Source organism: Qipengyuania sp. Mu-71, assembly GCF_036867055.1.
GTDB lineage: Bacteria > Pseudomonadota > Alphaproteobacteria > Sphingomonadales > Sphingomonadaceae > Qipengyuania > Qipengyuania profunda.
This window is the reverse complement of record NZ_JBAJHR010000001.1, coordinates 797,854-812,188: the sequence shown is the minus strand read 5'-3', so window position 1 is coordinate 812,188 and position 14,335 is coordinate 797,854. Positions and strand designations below refer to the sequence as shown.

The following is a 14,335-nucleotide window of genomic DNA, read 5'->3' as shown; positions in this document are numbered from 1 at the left end:
CGCTTGAGCGGAACAAACATTAGAAGCCGAAACTTCCACGCCCCAAATCGTTCGGAGCAGAGTATGAAAACTTTTTCCGCTAATCACACGCCCGCTATGTAGGACAATCCTCCGGGTTCTGCAATACCAAAATTCGCTGTCAGCGAATTTTTTGCCCGAGGATCGGCATTCCATCCCGATGCGGTCGCAGAGAATTTGCCAAAAACCATTTTCCTACTCGCCCGAAATTTGCATCCTGTGCGCGGTCATGGACCACCCTCGCCCCACAAAACCAGCAATGTGTTCGCGTCTTGGTACGCGCCACGACAGCGCGATGCCCTCCGATTGCGCGCCACCGAGAAATTGCGCTCTGCCTCCACCCCCAGTCATTGCGAGCGCAGCGAAGCAATCCAGAGCGGCACGGAACGCCTTCACTGGATTGCCGCGTCGCCTGCGGCTCCTCGCAATGACTGATGAAAAGCCACTGGTCACCGTAACGGGTGAGAGATGACCGAACCCAACCGTAAAATCGCGCGCCAAGCCACCTCCGTCGTCGCGCATCTCGGCGATGAACCGGATGCTGACGATCCCCTCCTCGCCTTTGCGCCCTTCCACCACAAGGCCCCGCGCCGCAATTCGATCACGCCCGAGCTCCAGCGCCGCTTCGTCGCCACGCTCGCCGCGACGGGTATCGTCAAGGTGGCGGCCAAGCGGATCGGGAAAAGCCTCGAGGCGCTGTACAAGCTGCGCGCGCGGCCGGGGGCGGAGGGGTTTGCCGGTGCCTGGGACGCGGCGCTCGAGCGCGGGGCGGCGCGGCTGGAGGACATGGCGATGGAGCGCGCGCTGCTGGGCACGCGCACGCCGATCGTCTCGGGCGGAGAGATCCTCGGTCATTGGGACAAGCCCGACAATGCGCTGCTGCGCTTCCTGCTCCGCCACCGGCTGCCCGATCGCTATGGCGTGCATGATCTGAAGCCCGGCCACCCGGTCTATGAAAGCATCCGCGCCGAAGTGCTGGCCGAGCAGGAGCCGCTGGCGGGCGCGGGCGAGGCGGAGGTGCTCGCCTCGCTCAACGCCAAGCTCGAACATATGCGCGCGAACGAGGAGGGGCTGGCAGCGATGAATGCGGCGGACAAGCGCGAACGCTTGCGCGAGGTGGGCGCGCAGGCGATGGCCGCGGTGCGCGCGGGGCGCGGCTCGGCGGAGGGTGATGCGGGGGCCTGACCGGCGGGCATGGGGCGCGGTCATGGGTCGCGGGGGCGGCTTTCGGAACCAACCCGCCGCCCCATGCAATGAAGGGGTAAAGGAGACCATCATGGCAGACCCGCAGCAGCGCCCCGACGAGCCCATCCATATCGACGCCGACAAGGCGCGCGGGGCGGAGATCATCCTCACCCGGCGCCGCAACCGCGTGATCTTCATCGCCGGGCTGGTCGGCTTCGTGCTGCTCGCGCTGGTGCTGGGGCCGCTGCTGTGAGGCAGGCCGCGCGCGAGGCGCGAACCTTGGCGCCGTCCGTGCGTTGAGCCCGCATGATATCCGACGAAACCGAGACCGACGAGACCGATGACGAGGGCGCAGCGCCCACGCTCTACCTCGTGTGGCACGACCCCGCGGCCACGCCCGACGCGCCGCTCGACCTGCATGGCGACGGGCATCCGCTGGCTGAGGGGCTGTGGCTGATCCGCTCGCCGCTGACGCGCTCGAAGCTCTATCACCGGATCAAGTGGCAATTGCCCGGCGACGCTGCGATCGCCTGCGCGCCGCTGGACGACGATCCCGCGGGCTGGCCCAAGTTCAAGGGGATGGAGAGCGGGGCGCTGGCGTGGCTGAAGCGCCCAACATAACTATTGTGGGCTCTGCAACGATTGCGCGGGTCGCGGGTTCATCTCCCGTATCGTCCCCCCCTCCCCCCTCCCCCGACGATGTGACGGAAGGAACCCCATGGCAGACCTATTCGACCTCTCCGACGGCGGCGCAAACCACCAGAAGCCGCAAGACGACGACCACGTGATGACCACCGCGCAGGGCCACCCCGTGGCCGACGACCAGAACTGGCTGAGCGCGGGTCCGCGCGGGCCGCAGCTGCTCGAAGACCAAATCGCGCGCGAGAAGATCTTCCATTTCGACCACGAGCGGATCCCCGAGCGCGTGGTCCATGCGCGCGGCTATGGCGTGCACGGCCATTTCGAGCTGAAGAAGGCGATCCCGCAATATTCGCGCGCGGCGATCTTCAACGAGGTTGGCGTAAAGGTGCCGACCTTCACGCGCTTCTCCACCGTGGCGGGCAACAAGGGTTCGCCCGACCTCGCGCGCGACGTGCGCGGCTTTGCGACCAAGTTCTACACCAGCGAGGGCAATTGGGACCTCGTCGGCAACAATATCCCGGTGTTCTTCATCCAGGACGCGATCAAGTTCCCCGATCTGATCCACGCCGCCAAGCCCGCGCCCGATCGCGGCTTCCCGCAGGCGCAGACCGCGCATGACAATTTCTGGGACTTCATCTCGCTCAGCCCCGAAGCGATGAACATGGTCATGTGGATCATGTCCGACCGCACGATCCCGCGGTCTTTCCGCTTCATGGAAGGCTTCGGCGTGCACACCTTCCGGCTGGTCAATGCCGAGGGCAAGGCGCATTTCGTCAAGTTCCACTGGAAGCCCTCGCTCGGGCTGCAGTCGGTGGTCTGGAACGAGGCGCTCAAGGTCAACGGGATGGACCCCGACTTCCATCGCCGCGACATGTGGGACGCGATCGACGCGGGCGACTATCCGCAGTGGGACCTGGGCATCCAGGTGTTCGACGAGGAGTTCGCCGAGCAGTTCGAATTCGACGTGCTCGACGCGACCAAGATCATCCCCGAGGAACAGGTCCCGGTCGAGATCATCGGTACGCTGACGCTCGACGCCAATGTCGACAATTTCTTCGCCGAGACCGAGCAGGTCGCCTTCTGCACGCAGAACATCGTGCCCGGCATCGATCATTCGGACGATCCGCTGCTGCAGGGCCGCAATTTCAGCTATCTCGATACGCAGCTCAAGCGGCTCGGCGGGCCCAACTTCACGCACCTGCCGATCAATGCGCCCAAATGCCCGGTGCGGCATTTCCAGCAGGACGGGCATATGGCGATGCACAATCCCAAGGGCCGCGTGAATTACGAACCCAACAGCTGGGGCAGCGGCGATGGCGCAGACGTGGATCCCGGTCCGCGGGCCTCGGCCGAACGCGGCTTCCAGTCGTATCCGGCCGAGATCAGCGGCGCCAAGGTGCGCGAGCGCAGCCCGACCTTCGCCGACCACTACAGCCAGGCGCGGCAGTTCTATATCTCGCAGACCCCGGTCGAGCAGACCCACATGGGCAATGCGCTGACCTTCGAGCTGTCGAAAGTGCAGCGGATGGATATCCGCAAGCGCATGGTCGGCCATTTGCGGCATATCGACGAAGGGCTGGCGCAGGACGTCGCCGACGGCATCGGCCTGACCGAACTGCCCGACAAGGTGCCCTTCGCGCGCAAGCCGATCACCGACCTCCCCGAAAGCCCCGCGCTGTCGATCCTCAAGAACGGCCCCGACAGCTTCAAGGGCCGCAAGCTGGGTATCTACATTGCCGAGGGCGCCGATGCGGGCGTGGTCAAGGCGCTGCAGCAGGCGGCCAAGGATGCCGGCGCGATGGCGGAAATCATCGCCCCGCATGTCGCGGGCGCCAAGCTGTCCGATGGCAACATGATGGAAGCCGACGAGAAGATCGATGGCGGCCCCTCGGTGGTCTATGACGCGGTCGCGGTGGTGATGGGCGAGGACAGCGGCAAGCGCTACGCCGAAGACAAGCCGAGCATCGACTTCGTCAACGACGCCTTCGCGCATGCCAAGTTCGTGGCCTATGTCCCCGCGGTCCAGCCGCTGTTCGAAAATGCAGGCGTGTGGAGCCGCCGCGACGACGGCTTCGTCGATGTCTCGTCGGGCAAGGACGCCGCGGCGAGCTTCATCGAGACCTGCGGCAAGCTGCGCTTCTGGGACCGGGAAAGCGTCAAGCAGGACTGATGCCGGTATCGGGGGCATCCGCTGCGGCGGGTGCCCCTTCCCCGCTGGCACAGGCCCGCGAATACGCCTAGGCTATCCTTCGATGCGGCGATCGCCGTGCGGGTGGAGGTCATGAATGGCAGAAAGCGGGAATATCCCTTTGGATCTGGCCTCGCATAGCTGCGGCGAGACGTCGATCCACACGCGCCTCGAAGACGGACGCACGATCTGCATCCGCACGGTCACCCCCAAGGACGAGGACCGGCTGCGCGCCGGCATCGCGCGGATGAGCCCGCGCTCACGCTATCTGCGGTTCTTTTCCGGCGGCGCGAGCCCGCCCGACTGGGTGATCGAGCGCCTGCTCGATGCCGATGGCGTGCTCCACCTCGCCTGGGGCGCGCTCGACCTGTCCGATCCCGACCATCCCGCGATGGGCGTGGTCCACGCGATGCGTCCCGACGAGGGCGATGCGGTGGCCGAATTTTCGGTCGGCGTGGTCGATGCCTATCACGGTCTGGGGATCGGCCGGCTGCTGACCGCGACGCTGCTGCTCGATGCCGCAGGCGGCCAACTCGAGGCGTTTCGCGCGCATGTGCTGTCGGAAAACGAGGCCGCGCGCAGTTTCATCAAGCGGCTGGGCGGCCAGCATGTCGCGCAGGACGGACCGCAGGCGGAATATCGGGTGGAGGTTGCGCCCGCGCTGGCACGGCTACGCGAGGAAAGCCGCCCCGGCGGGCTCGCCGCGATCTTCGCGCATTTCGACGCGCGCGAAGCGGCGGGCGGCGGCTGATCAGGCGGGGCGCGGGTCGCTGGCGAGCAGGCCGTAGAGGCACACGTCGCGCAGCCCATCATGCGTCGTCTCGTGTGCGCGCAGCAGCGCCTCGCGGGTGAAGCCCAGCGCCTCCGCCAGCCGCAGCGAGGCGTGGTTTTCGGCATCGATCTCGGCGGTGAGCTTGCGCGCGCCCTCGGCGAAGAGCTGCGCGACCAGCGCCGCCATGCATTCGCGCGCGACGCCCTGTCCTTGCCAGGCGGCGCAGGTGATGTAGCCGATCTCGACCACGCGCTCCTCGTGCCCCGGCACTGCGACGAAGCGCCCCGCGACCGTGCCTTGGGCATCCTGTGCGATCCAGCTGCGCCCGTCCCATGCGGGATCGGCGAGCCAGCCCCACAGCTCGGCCTCTTCGGCAAAGGCGGGGCGCGTGAGGAAGCGGCACTGCGCGGGATCGCCCAGCGTGGGCAGCAGCGCGGCGGCGTCCGAACGGCGCAGCGGGCGCAGCGTGAAGCGCGGGGTGTGAAGTTCGGGAACCGCGGTCATCGGCGCAGGTCTAGCGCGCAGCGGGCGCGAGGCAAGCGCCTCAGCAGGTCAGCCGGGTCAGGTTCTGCGTGTTGCTGATTTCATTGTTTTGCCGCCCACGCACGTTGAACGCGCTTTCGTAGCGGATGGTCGGCGGATCGAAAAACCCGGTCGAGACCAGCGGCTGGTAGTCGTAGGTCACTTCGACGAACATGACTGCGGTATCTTCGAGCGCGGTAATCTTGTCGCTGCCCGTGCCCAGACCGTCTTCGAGGCTGTCGTCGTCCTTGCCGTCGCCTTGTTCGCCATAGCTCGGGGTTACCGACGTATCGTCGCCCCAGCAGCGCTGCCAGACGATCGTCTGTCCCTCGTCCGAACCCGAGCGGCCATTGTGCTCGAGGCTGGAGAGCACCATGCGCCCGTTGGGTTCGAAATCGAGCCCGCTCGAGGCATAGTCCGCGCCGGTGAAGACCTCGTAGATATTGGCTTCATCGATACCCGAGGTCACACGCCCGGCATTGTCGGCCACCGTCATCGCCATCTGGCTGACCCGCAAATGCGACAGCGCAAGATTCGACAGTTCGAGCCCGGTCAGCACCAGCATGAGAAAGATCGGCGCCGCGAAGGCGAACTCGGTCAGCGCCAGACCGCGCGTGTCGCGGGCGAGGGTGCGTAGCGACTCAAGCACAAATCACCGCCGCGGTTGCCTGCTTGTCATAGGGCTGGTTACGGACCGCGGTCTGGAGCGTGTACTCCATGGTCGGGCCGACGCCGGGCAGGAAGTTCTGCAGCGGCAGGATCCGCGGAGTGCTGATCGACGCGCTGTAAAGCACGACGTCGTCCGCGCCGCCATTGCCGGTTTTGCCCGCGTCGGTATCGTAGCTGCCATTACCGTTGGCGTCTTCCCAGCAATCGTTATCGTCGGCGTCGAATTGCCCGTTGCCGTTGTTGTCGGTCATCAGTTTCTCCGGATTGCCGATGGCGGAGAATTCGAAATAGCTTTTCTGCGTCACCTCGATCGACGCATTGGGTGCGACATGCTTGACCGTTTCCTCGATCAGGTTTTCGACCTGCTCCTCGACCGTGCTGCCAGGCACGTTGATGATCGGGAATTCCACCGCCGCGGTCCGCGCCGCATCATTGAGCGCGCCCTGCATGGTCGACCGGACATAGCTGTTGTAGCCCAGTTCGAGCCCGCCCATCAGCAACAGCAGCATGGGGCCGACGACGAATGCGAATTCGACGATCGTCGCACCGCGCTCGTCATCGCGCAGCTGGTGCAGGCTGGTACGCAGCCCGCTCACCGGGTGAGCCTCAGATTGCCGATGCCGCGTCCGATCGTCTCGAAGATCTGCTCCAGATCGGAACCGTCGGACGTGTAGAAATGGGCAGCACTGGTGGCGCAGATCGCGATATCATCGGTGTCGTTCTCGTCGAGCGCGATCACCCAGATGGTGGTGCCGGTCGCCTTCACCCGGTTGCAGATCGAGTGGAACCGGCTGACATGTTTCTCTTCCTGCGTACCCGACCCGCTGATCCGCTCGTGATACCTGGTGATGCCCATGGCCGAGTACAGCGTATCGCCGGTGTCGAGTTCGCCGTCGGTCATGAAGACGATATGACGGTTCACCGGGACAAGGCCGTGCTTGGTCGGGTTTTCGGCAGCAAACATCCCGGTCGGCGAGAGGAAGCGCGCGCCCCACAGCATGCCGATATCGTGATAGGTACCGCCGGTCACATTCGCCGTGGCAGCGTCGATCGCGTTGTCGAATGCGGTTTCGCTATTGTAGACCTTGAGCTTTTGCGCCTCCGACGGACAGCCGCTCTGCGACTCGCCTTCCTGGCTGTCGGGATCGTAGCGTCCCCACTGATAGGTCGTGTCGCTGCTGTTGGCCGCGACCGCATCGATATCATTCTGGCTGACAGTCTTGAGCAGCGTGACCGGGCTTACGGTTTGGCCGATGCTGGACCGTTCTTCGATACAGCCGTCGCCGCTGGTCCGGAAGGCCGTCAGGTTCTGTTCGGTAGTCCGATACCCTCTGCCCCACTGCGAATCTTCGATGTCGACAGTGCGATATTCATACTCGGTGGATGCATTGTAAGTATAGTTCCGCCGGTTGTTGGACGGATACCGCCAACCCGTACTCCTGATGTCATCGCGGTCATCGTAGGTGTTGACGGTGCAATAGTCGTCCCGCCAGTTGCCATTGACCTTTACGTCGTAGCAGACCCGTTGCTTGTAAACCCGTTCGAAATGTTCCTGCTCCTCCAGGATATCCATATTTCGCAAACTGCGCGCGACATTCACCGTATGCGAATAGGACACGATACCGAAACGGGTGATCGATCCGTTGCCGCTGTCGTCGAGTGCGCGGTACAGACCTGTCGTGCCGTTGCGCAGGAGATCGATCTTGTCGAGGCTGCCGCCGGTGGACGGCCGGTTGCCCATCGAGCCGGTCGTATCGAGCACCAGCATCACGTCGTTATGGCCAAGGTCGCGCTTGGCGTCGCAATTGGCCTGGATCGGCACGGTGTCGTACCCGAAGATATGCATCAGCGAGGTCGGAATGACCGCGTTGGCGACGCCGATGATCTGCGCATTGTCGTTGGGATCGGTGTCGATCTCGAAATTGAGGTCTTGCGCACCCAGTGTGCCTTCGGGGAAATTGAACTGGAAGAACTTCTTCGCCTCGTCTTCATTGGCGGTAGTCCAGCGATTGCCGTCCATCGACTGGCGGCCGGCCAGCGCCGCGGCGTCGCAGGCGTTCTGCAGTTTGGCCTTGGCCATATAGGCGAAGCTGAGATCGAGACTGCTCCCGATGACGACGACCAGCGGGATCAATGCCGCAGCGAAGATCGCCAGGGTATTGCCCTTCGTGTCGTTCCAGAGATTGCGCAGCATACAGATCATATAGGTAGCCCCCTGTGGGACAGCAGGTAGCCAGCGCACCGTTAAGAACGGCTTTTTCACCATGGTTAACAAAAGGCAAAAATTTGTATAGCATGTGAGGAAACCGGGCTCGATGACCCGTGGAATAAATAGATCAATTTCAAGAAAAAGACCAAAACCAGAGTAAGCGACTCAACTAATCATAGTCGCATTCTTTTCGGGTTGATCTATTTATAGTTTGGCGCGAGTTATTATTCGGAAAGAAACGCAACAAGCGCTCTTACCTTTTTCGTCCGCCATTGCGGGGTCGGTGCGACCAGCCAGTACGCGCGCCGCCCGGTATGCGGGCCGTCGAGCACCTCGAGCAGGCCCGCATCGATCGAATCCTTCGCCAGCAGTTCGGGCAGGATCGCCTTGCCCAGCCCCGCCAGCGTCGAGGACAGCGCCTGGCCGGCGTTGGACACGGTGACATGCGCCGCCACGCCGTCCTGCAGCGGCAGGCCCCAGTCGATCCACTTGTCGGGAGCCCCGCCGTGGCTTTCGGGGCGAGCCACGGTGACGCGGCGCGCCTCGTCGAGCTCGATCCCCTGCAACTCGCCCGGGCCGTCGACCAGCCGGATCGCGCAATCGAGGTTCGCCTCGGTGAAATCGGCATGTTCGTCGGCGACGAAGGTAAAGCGGATTTCGGGGTTCTTCTCGCCGAACCGCGCCAGCCGCGGCGCCAGCCATTGCGCGTAGAATTCGCGCGGACAGGCGATGGTATAGCTGTCGAGCGCCTGGCCCGCCTGCATTGCGGACACGCTTTCCTCGAACTTGAGGAAACCCTCGCGCAGCGCATCGAGGCCCGCGGCGCCTTCCTGCGTCAGCTCCAGCCCCTTGCTGGTGCGGCGGAACAGCACGGTGCCGAGGTGATCCTCGAGCGCGCGGATCTGCTGGCCCACGGCGGCGGGCGTCACTGCCAGCTCGTCCGCAGCGCGGGTGAAGGACAGATGCCGCGCGGCGGCATCGTAAACGCGCAGGGCGTTGAGAGGCAGGTGAGTACGCTTCATGGTGCATTGCGACTTAAATGCGGCACACTCAGGAAACAAGATGCAGCGGTCATCCCTTTCCTTTAGCGAGACGATAGGACAGTTTGTAACCCAAGCGTCACACATGAGGATCATGGCCCAAGCCACACCAGCATGACTGTCGAAGCATCCCGCACCATCCCGGCCAATGACGCGGGCATCACGGCGCCCCCCGCGCCCCGGGACCGCTATACCAATCGCGAGCTGAGCTGGCTGTCGTTCAACCGCCGCGTGCTCGCGGAAAGCGAGAACGAGCGGTATCCGCTGCTCGAACGGCTGCGGTTCCTGTCGATTTCGGCGAGCAATCTCGACGAATTCACGATGGTCCGCATCGCCGGGCTGGAGGGGCAGGTCCAGCGCGGGATCGAGACGCAGGCGATCGACGGGGCCAGCCCGCGCCAGCAATTGGAAGCGATTCGCGGCCAGTTGCTCACGCTCGAAGACCGCCAGCAGAAAAGCCTCGAAACGCTGCGCACGCTGTTGTTCGAAGAAGGCATCATGCTCGCGCCGATCGACCGGCTGGCGCAGGACCAGCTGACATGGCTGGGCGAATATTTCGAAAGCGACATCCTCCCGCTGATCACGCCGCAGGCGATCGATCCCAGCCACCCCTTCCCCTTCGTCGCCAATAAGGGGATCGGAGTGATCTTCCGGCTCAAGCGCGGGCGGCGCAAGGCGGATCTGATCGAGATGGTGCTGATCCCCAGCGGCGCGCCGCGTTTCGTGCGCGTGCCGGGCGAAAAGGCGATCTATGTCGCAATCGAGCAATTGGTCACGCGCTTTGCGGGCCAGTTGTTCCCCGGCTTCAAGGTGCTGGGCGACGGCGTGTTCCGCGTCATCCGCGACAGCGATATCGAGGTCGAGGAAGAGGCCGAGGACCTCGTGCGGTATTTCCGCACCGCGATCCAGCGGCGGCGGCGCGGGCGCACCGTGCTGCTCGAGCTCGACGAGGATTGCGACGAGACCGCCGAAGCGCTGCTGCGCGAACAGCTCGAGGTCGAGGAGGCGATGATCGTCAAGAGCGACGGCATGCTCGGCCTCGCCGATCTTGCGGTCATCTGCAACGAGCCGCGCCCCGACCTCAAGTTCGAACCCTTCAGCCCGCGCTACCCCGAGCGCATCCTCGAGCATGACGGAGATTGCTTCGCCGCCATCCGCGAGAAGGACATCGTCATCCACCACCCGTTCGAAAGCTTCGACGTGGTGGTCGATTTCCTGCGCCAGGCCGCGCGCGACCCGGCGGTGGTGTCGATCAAGCAGACGCTCTACCGCGCGGGCGACCAGTCGCCAGTGATCGCCGCGCTGATCGAGGCGGCGCTGGCGGGCAAGGCAGTGACCGCGGTGGTCGAATTGAAGGCGCGCTTCGACGAGGAGCGCAATATCCACTGGGCGAGCGAACTCGAACGCGCCGGGGTGCAGGTGATCTACGGCTTCACCGAGTGGAAGACGCACGCCAAGGTCAGCCTGGTGGTGCGCCGCGAAGAGGATGGCTACCGCACCTATTGCCACTTCGGGACGGGCAATTACCACCCGATCAACGCCAAGATCTACACCGACCTCAGCTTCTTCACCGCCGACCCCGCGCTGGGGCGCGATGCGGCCAAGATGTTCAATTTCATCACCGGCTATATCCAGCCCGACGACCTCGAACGCATCGCGCTGTCGCCGATCGGATTGCAGGACACGCTGTACCAGCTGATCGATGCCGAGATCGCCAATGCGCATGCGGGCAAGCCCGCGGGCATCTGGGTGAAGCTCAATTCGATCACCTACAAGCCGATGATCGACAAGCTTTACGAAGCCAGCCAGGCGGGCGTGGAAATCCACATGGTGGTGCGCGGTATCTGCAGCTTGCGCGCGGGCCTGCCGGGTGTGTCGGAGAACATCCGCGTCAAATCGGTGATCGGCCGCTTCCTCGAACATTCGCGCGTCTGGGCCTTTGCCAATGGCAAGGCGCTGCCCAGCCGGCAGGCGAAGGTCTATCTGACCAGCGCCGACGCGATGAGCCGCAATCTGATGCGCCGCGTCGAGGTGATGGTCCCGATTACCAACAAGACCGTGCACGACCAGGTCCTGGGCCAGGTCATGCTCGCCAATATTCTCGACACCGAACAAAGCTGGCAGCTCGGTCCCGACGGCCAGTATCATCGCTTGCGACAGGAGGAAGGCGGCTTCAACTGCCACCAGTATTTCATGGCCAATCCATCGCTATCCGGGCGCGGTGCCGCGCTTGCCGACCATGAAGTCCCACGCCTGACGCTGCGGGGGTCCTCGCAGTGAGCGGATCGCGTTCGGCCAAGTGGCAGCGGCGGCTGATGCAGCCCCCGCGCGCGGTCATCGACATCGGCTCCAACACCGTGCGCATGGTGATCTACGAAGGCACCGCGCGCGCGCCCGAAGTGGTGTGGAACGAGAAGGTCGCCGCGCGGCTCGGGCGCGATTTGTCCGAGACCGGGCGCATCCCCGATGAGGCCGCAGACGAAGCGCTCGCCGCGCTCGCGCGCTATGCGCTGATCATCGGCGATCTCGGCATCGAAGACGTCCAGACGGTCGCCACCGCCGCCGCGCGCGACGCCAAGAACGGGGCGCAATTCCTCGAGCAGGTCGCCGCGCTCGGGCTGGAACCGCGGCTGCTGACGGGCGAGCAGGAAGCCACCGCTTCGGCGATGGGCGCGCTGGGCGCCTTCCCCGGCGCCCGCGGCGTGGTTGCCGATCTTGGCGGGGGCAGCCTCGAACTGGTCTCGGTCGCGGACAATGCCTGTCACGAGGCGGCCAGCCTGCAGCTGGGCACGCTGCGCCTGCCCGCGCTGCGCAGCGACGGCGCCGACGCCTTCGAGGCTGCGGTGCACGAACAGCTCGCCGCGGTCGGCTGGGCCGCCAAGCATCCCGGCCCGATGTATATGATCGGCGGCACCTGGCGCGCGCTGGCGGCCTATGCGATGCGCTATTTCGATTTTCCGCTGACCGATCCGCACGGCTTCACGCTGCTGCCCGACGATGCGCGGCGGCTGGCCCGCGAACTGATCGCGGCCGATCCGGAGGAATTGCGCGAAATCAGCGGGATCAGCCCGATGCGCGCGCATTACCTGCCCGACGCCGCGGCGCTGCTGCGCCCGCTGCTCGACCGGATCGAGCCCGACGAACTGGTGTTCTCGTCATGGGGCATCCGCGAGGGCCTGCTCTACAGCCGGCTCGAGCCTGCGCAGATGAAGGCCGATCCGCTGCTCGCCGGAGTGACCGCCTATGCCGCGCCGCGCGATTCCTCGATCACCGAGGCGACGCTGCTGGCGGCATGGACGGTCGATCTGAGCGAAGGCGATGGCAAGCTCAACGAACGCCTCCGGCTCGCCGCGGCGCAATTGTCGGGCGCGCTTCACCGGGTCGAACCCAATCTGCGCGAGAGCCATGCGGCCGAATGGGCGCTGGGCAAACGCTGGATCGATCTCGACGCGCGCGGCCGCGCCATGATCTGCGCCGCGCTGTTCGGCAGTCTTGGCCGCACCGAATTGCCCGACAAGCTGCGCGTGCTCGCCAGCGATGACGATCTGCACGAAGGCGTGACCTGGGGGCTGGGTTTCCGCCTGGCCCGGCGGCTTGGCGGGGGCAGCCGCGTCTCGCTCACCACCAGCGCACTGCGCCGCAAGAAGAAGAGCCTGATCCTGCGGCTCGACGAAAGCCGCGCCGCGCTGGCCAATTATCCCGCGACGCAGGATTTCGACAATTTGGCCCAATGGCTCGGCCTCAAGGCCAAGATCAAGATCGGCAGCTTCAACTTTTCCGGCGCCGGCGAAGATCAGGAAGACGACTAGCCGCAGCTCGGAACGACGCCCGTCGCTCGCCCGTTGGCCCTGGGAACAAAGGGGAAAACCGATGGATAGTGAACACAGCGGCGGCCATCACGGCCAATGGCCCACCTTCTTCGCCATGATCGCGACGTCGATCGTGACCATGTTCGTGCTCAAATACTCTGCACTGTGGGAAGCGGATCACGCCTTCTTCAGCCAGACCCGCATGTGGATGGCGCTGATGATGGGCATGGCGATGGTTATCATCATGCTCGGCTTCATGTGGGGCATGTACAAGAGCCTTGCCGCCAAGCTTGTCGTCATGGGGCTGGCGGGCGCGGGTTTCGTCCTGTTCCTGTTCCTTGTCCGCAGCCAGCAGACGGTCGAGGACGAGGCCTGGATGAAGGCCATGATCCCGCACCACTCGATTGCGATCCTCACCAGCGAACGCGCTGAAATCAGCGACCCGCGGGTGCGCGCGCTCGCCGATGAGATCATCGAGGCGCAGGTCAAGGAAATTGCCGAGATGAAGCTGCTGCTGGCGGATATCGAAGCCAATGGCGAGCTGGGTGACGGCACTGCCCTTCCCCCGCGCACAGCGGCGCTGACGCCCAAGCTGGAGGCCGAGGCGAAGGCTTCGCTCGAACGCCCGGTTACTGCGGAAATGGAAGAAGAACTCGACCCGGGCGGCTAACCCGGACGGGTCAGTTCGCCGTGGCCGGTGCCGCGAGCGGGAAGAAGGGGATACGCACTTCGATCGGCGAGCCGTCTTCGGCATGGAAGGTGTAGAAGCCTTCCATCGACCCGTGCGGCGTATCGAGCGGACAGCCCGAGACATAATCATGGCTCTGGCCGGGCATCAGCACCGGCTGTTCGCCGACCACGCCATCGCCATCGACATGGCTGACCATGCCCGCGCCATCGGTGATCCGCCAGTGGCGCGTCATCAGCTGGACGCGCTCGTGCGAACCGTTTTCGATGCGGATGTGATAGACCCAGAACCACTTGCCCGCTTCCGGGCGCGATTGCTCGGGCAGGAAGTTCACCGCGACCCGGACGGTAATCCCGTCGGTCATGGCGGCATGCTGGAAAAGTTCTTTGATCACGGGGGACAATCTAGCGTCCCCAACGCCCCGCGCAAGGAAACGCACGAAATTTTCCCATGCCCCGGTTTACGACCAATGCGCGACCGGGCTCAGTCGGCGGGGTTATGCTTGGCCAGGAAAGCAGTGAGCTGATCGAGCCATCGCTGCTCGTTTTCGGGCTCGTCGAAAGAATGCCCTTCCTCGTCGAACACCAGTTCCA

At 64.6% G+C, this 14,335-nt stretch carries 14 protein-coding genes; 8 read left to right on the top strand and 6 right to left on the bottom strand.

Annotated features, from left to right (window positions below; all coding sequences use genetic code 11):
* The first annotated feature begins 486 nt into the window (after window positions 1–486).
* The 5 genes from V6B15_RS04055 (at window position 487) to V6B15_RS04035 (ending at window position 4,784) form a co-directional block, all read left to right on the top strand.
* Window positions 487–1,203 (top strand): hypothetical protein, encoded by a 717-nt coding sequence (locus V6B15_RS04055; protein WP_334200132.1) that lies wholly within the window; start codon window positions 487–489, stop codon window positions 1,201–1,203.
* Window positions 1,204–1,294: 91 nt separating this feature from the next.
* Window positions 1,295–1,456, top strand: coding sequence for a hypothetical protein (locus V6B15_RS04050; RefSeq protein ID WP_253515070.1), 162 nt, complete (start codon window positions 1,295–1,297; stop codon window positions 1,454–1,456).
* 53 nt (window positions 1,457–1,509) lie between these two features.
* The gene (locus V6B15_RS04045; RefSeq protein ID WP_334200131.1) at window positions 1,510–1,824 is read left to right on the top strand and encodes a hypothetical protein; all 315 of its coding nucleotides are present in this window, start codon (window positions 1,510–1,512) and stop codon (window positions 1,822–1,824) included.
* Window positions 1,825–1,921: 97 nt separating this feature from the next.
* Window positions 1,922–4,015, top strand: coding sequence for a catalase (locus tag V6B15_RS04040; protein WP_334200130.1), 2,094 nt, complete (start codon window positions 1,922–1,924; stop codon window positions 4,013–4,015).
* 115 nt (window positions 4,016–4,130) lie between these two features.
* Complete coding sequence (locus tag V6B15_RS04035) at window positions 4,131–4,784, top strand: GNAT family N-acetyltransferase (protein WP_334200129.1); 654 nt, start codon at window positions 4,131–4,133, stop codon at window positions 4,782–4,784.
* Here V6B15_RS04035 and V6B15_RS04030 read toward each other — a convergent pair whose 3' ends face one another.
* From V6B15_RS04030 to V6B15_RS04010, 5 genes are all read right to left on the bottom strand, one after another.
* Complete coding sequence (locus V6B15_RS04030) at window positions 4,785–5,309, bottom strand: GNAT family N-acetyltransferase (protein WP_334200128.1); 525 nt, start codon at window positions 5,307–5,309, stop codon at window positions 4,785–4,787.
* A 40-nt stretch (window positions 5,310–5,349) separates the two neighbouring features.
* Window positions 5,350–5,976, bottom strand: a complete 627-nt coding sequence (locus tag V6B15_RS04025) for a TadE/TadG family type IV pilus assembly protein (RefSeq protein WP_320179911.1) — start codon at window positions 5,974–5,976, stop codon at window positions 5,350–5,352.
* Window positions 5,969–6,592 (bottom strand): TadE/TadG family type IV pilus assembly protein, encoded by a 624-nt coding sequence (locus V6B15_RS04020; RefSeq protein ID WP_320179910.1) that lies wholly within the window; start codon window positions 6,590–6,592, stop codon window positions 5,969–5,971. The genes V6B15_RS04025 and V6B15_RS04020 overlap by 8 nt, the downstream gene beginning before the upstream one ends.
* Complete coding sequence (locus V6B15_RS04015; RefSeq protein ID WP_334200127.1) at window positions 6,589–8,199, bottom strand: TadE/TadG family type IV pilus assembly protein; 1,611 nt, start codon at window positions 8,197–8,199, stop codon at window positions 6,589–6,591. Before V6B15_RS04015 ends, V6B15_RS04020 begins: the two co-directional genes overlap by 4 nt.
* Before the next feature lie 230 nt (window positions 8,200–8,429).
* A complete protein-coding gene (locus tag V6B15_RS04010) occupies window positions 8,430–9,227 on the bottom strand; it encodes a LysR family transcriptional regulator (RefSeq protein WP_253515060.1) in 798 nt (265 codons plus the stop codon).
* A 132-nt stretch (window positions 9,228–9,359) separates the two neighbouring features.
* Between V6B15_RS04010 and V6B15_RS04005 the strand changes: the two genes are divergently transcribed.
* The 3 genes from V6B15_RS04005 to V6B15_RS03995 all read left to right on the top strand — a co-directional run bounded on the left by V6B15_RS04005 (window position 9,360) and on the right by V6B15_RS03995 (window position 13,724).
* The gene (locus V6B15_RS04005) at window positions 9,360–11,525 is read left to right on the top strand and encodes an RNA degradosome polyphosphate kinase (protein ID WP_334200126.1); all 2,166 of its coding nucleotides are present in this window, start codon (window positions 9,360–9,362) and stop codon (window positions 11,523–11,525) included.
* Entirely contained in the window at window positions 11,522–13,054 is a 1,533-nt protein-coding gene (locus tag V6B15_RS04000; RefSeq protein WP_334200125.1) for a Ppx/GppA family phosphatase, read from the top strand. The genes V6B15_RS04005 and V6B15_RS04000 overlap by 4 nt, the downstream gene beginning before the upstream one ends.
* Window positions 13,055–13,115: 61 nt before the next feature.
* Complete coding sequence (locus tag V6B15_RS03995; protein ID WP_334200124.1) at window positions 13,116–13,724, top strand: DUF305 domain-containing protein; 609 nt, start codon at window positions 13,116–13,118, stop codon at window positions 13,722–13,724.
* A gap of 10 nt (window positions 13,725–13,734) precedes the next feature.
* Here the strand turns inward: V6B15_RS03995 and apaG are convergent, their stop codons facing one another.
* Window positions 13,735–14,133: a Co2+/Mg2+ efflux protein ApaG gene (apaG, locus tag V6B15_RS03990; RefSeq protein WP_253515177.1), complete on the bottom strand. Its 399-nt coding sequence runs from the start codon at window positions 14,131–14,133 to the stop codon at window positions 13,735–13,737.
* Window positions 14,134–14,335 lie beyond the last annotated feature (202 nt).

Bases quoted from the DNA above. Each gene is read 5' to 3' on its own strand.
- V6B15_RS04050 (WP_253515070.1), top strand. From the start codon at position 1,295: ATGGCAGACCCGCAGCAGCGCCCCGACGAGCCCATCCATATCGACGCC.
- V6B15_RS04055 (WP_334200132.1), top strand. From the start codon at position 487: ATGACCGAACCCAACCGTAAAATCGCGCGCCAAGCCACCTCCGTCGTC.
- V6B15_RS04045 (WP_334200131.1), top strand. From the start codon at position 1,510: ATGATATCCGACGAAACCGAGACCGACGAGACCGATGACGAGGGCGCA.
- V6B15_RS04015 (WP_334200127.1), bottom strand. From the start codon at position 8,199: ATGATCTGTATGCTGCGCAATCTCTGGAACGACACGAAGGGCAATACC.
- V6B15_RS04035 (WP_334200129.1), top strand. From the start codon at position 4,131: ATGGCAGAAAGCGGGAATATCCCTTTGGATCTGGCCTCGCATAGCTGC.
- V6B15_RS03995 (WP_334200124.1), top strand. From the start codon at position 13,116: ATGGATAGTGAACACAGCGGCGGCCATCACGGCCAATGGCCCACCTTC.
- V6B15_RS04010 (WP_253515060.1), bottom strand. From the start codon at position 9,227: ATGAAGCGTACTCACCTGCCTCTCAACGCCCTGCGCGTTTACGATGCC.
- V6B15_RS04005 (WP_334200126.1), top strand. From the start codon at position 9,360: ATGACTGTCGAAGCATCCCGCACCATCCCGGCCAATGACGCGGGCATC.
- V6B15_RS04030 (WP_334200128.1), bottom strand. From the start codon at position 5,309: ATGACCGCGGTTCCCGAACTTCACACCCCGCGCTTCACGCTGCGCCCG.
- V6B15_RS04040 (WP_334200130.1), top strand. From the start codon at position 1,922: ATGGCAGACCTATTCGACCTCTCCGACGGCGGCGCAAACCACCAGAAG.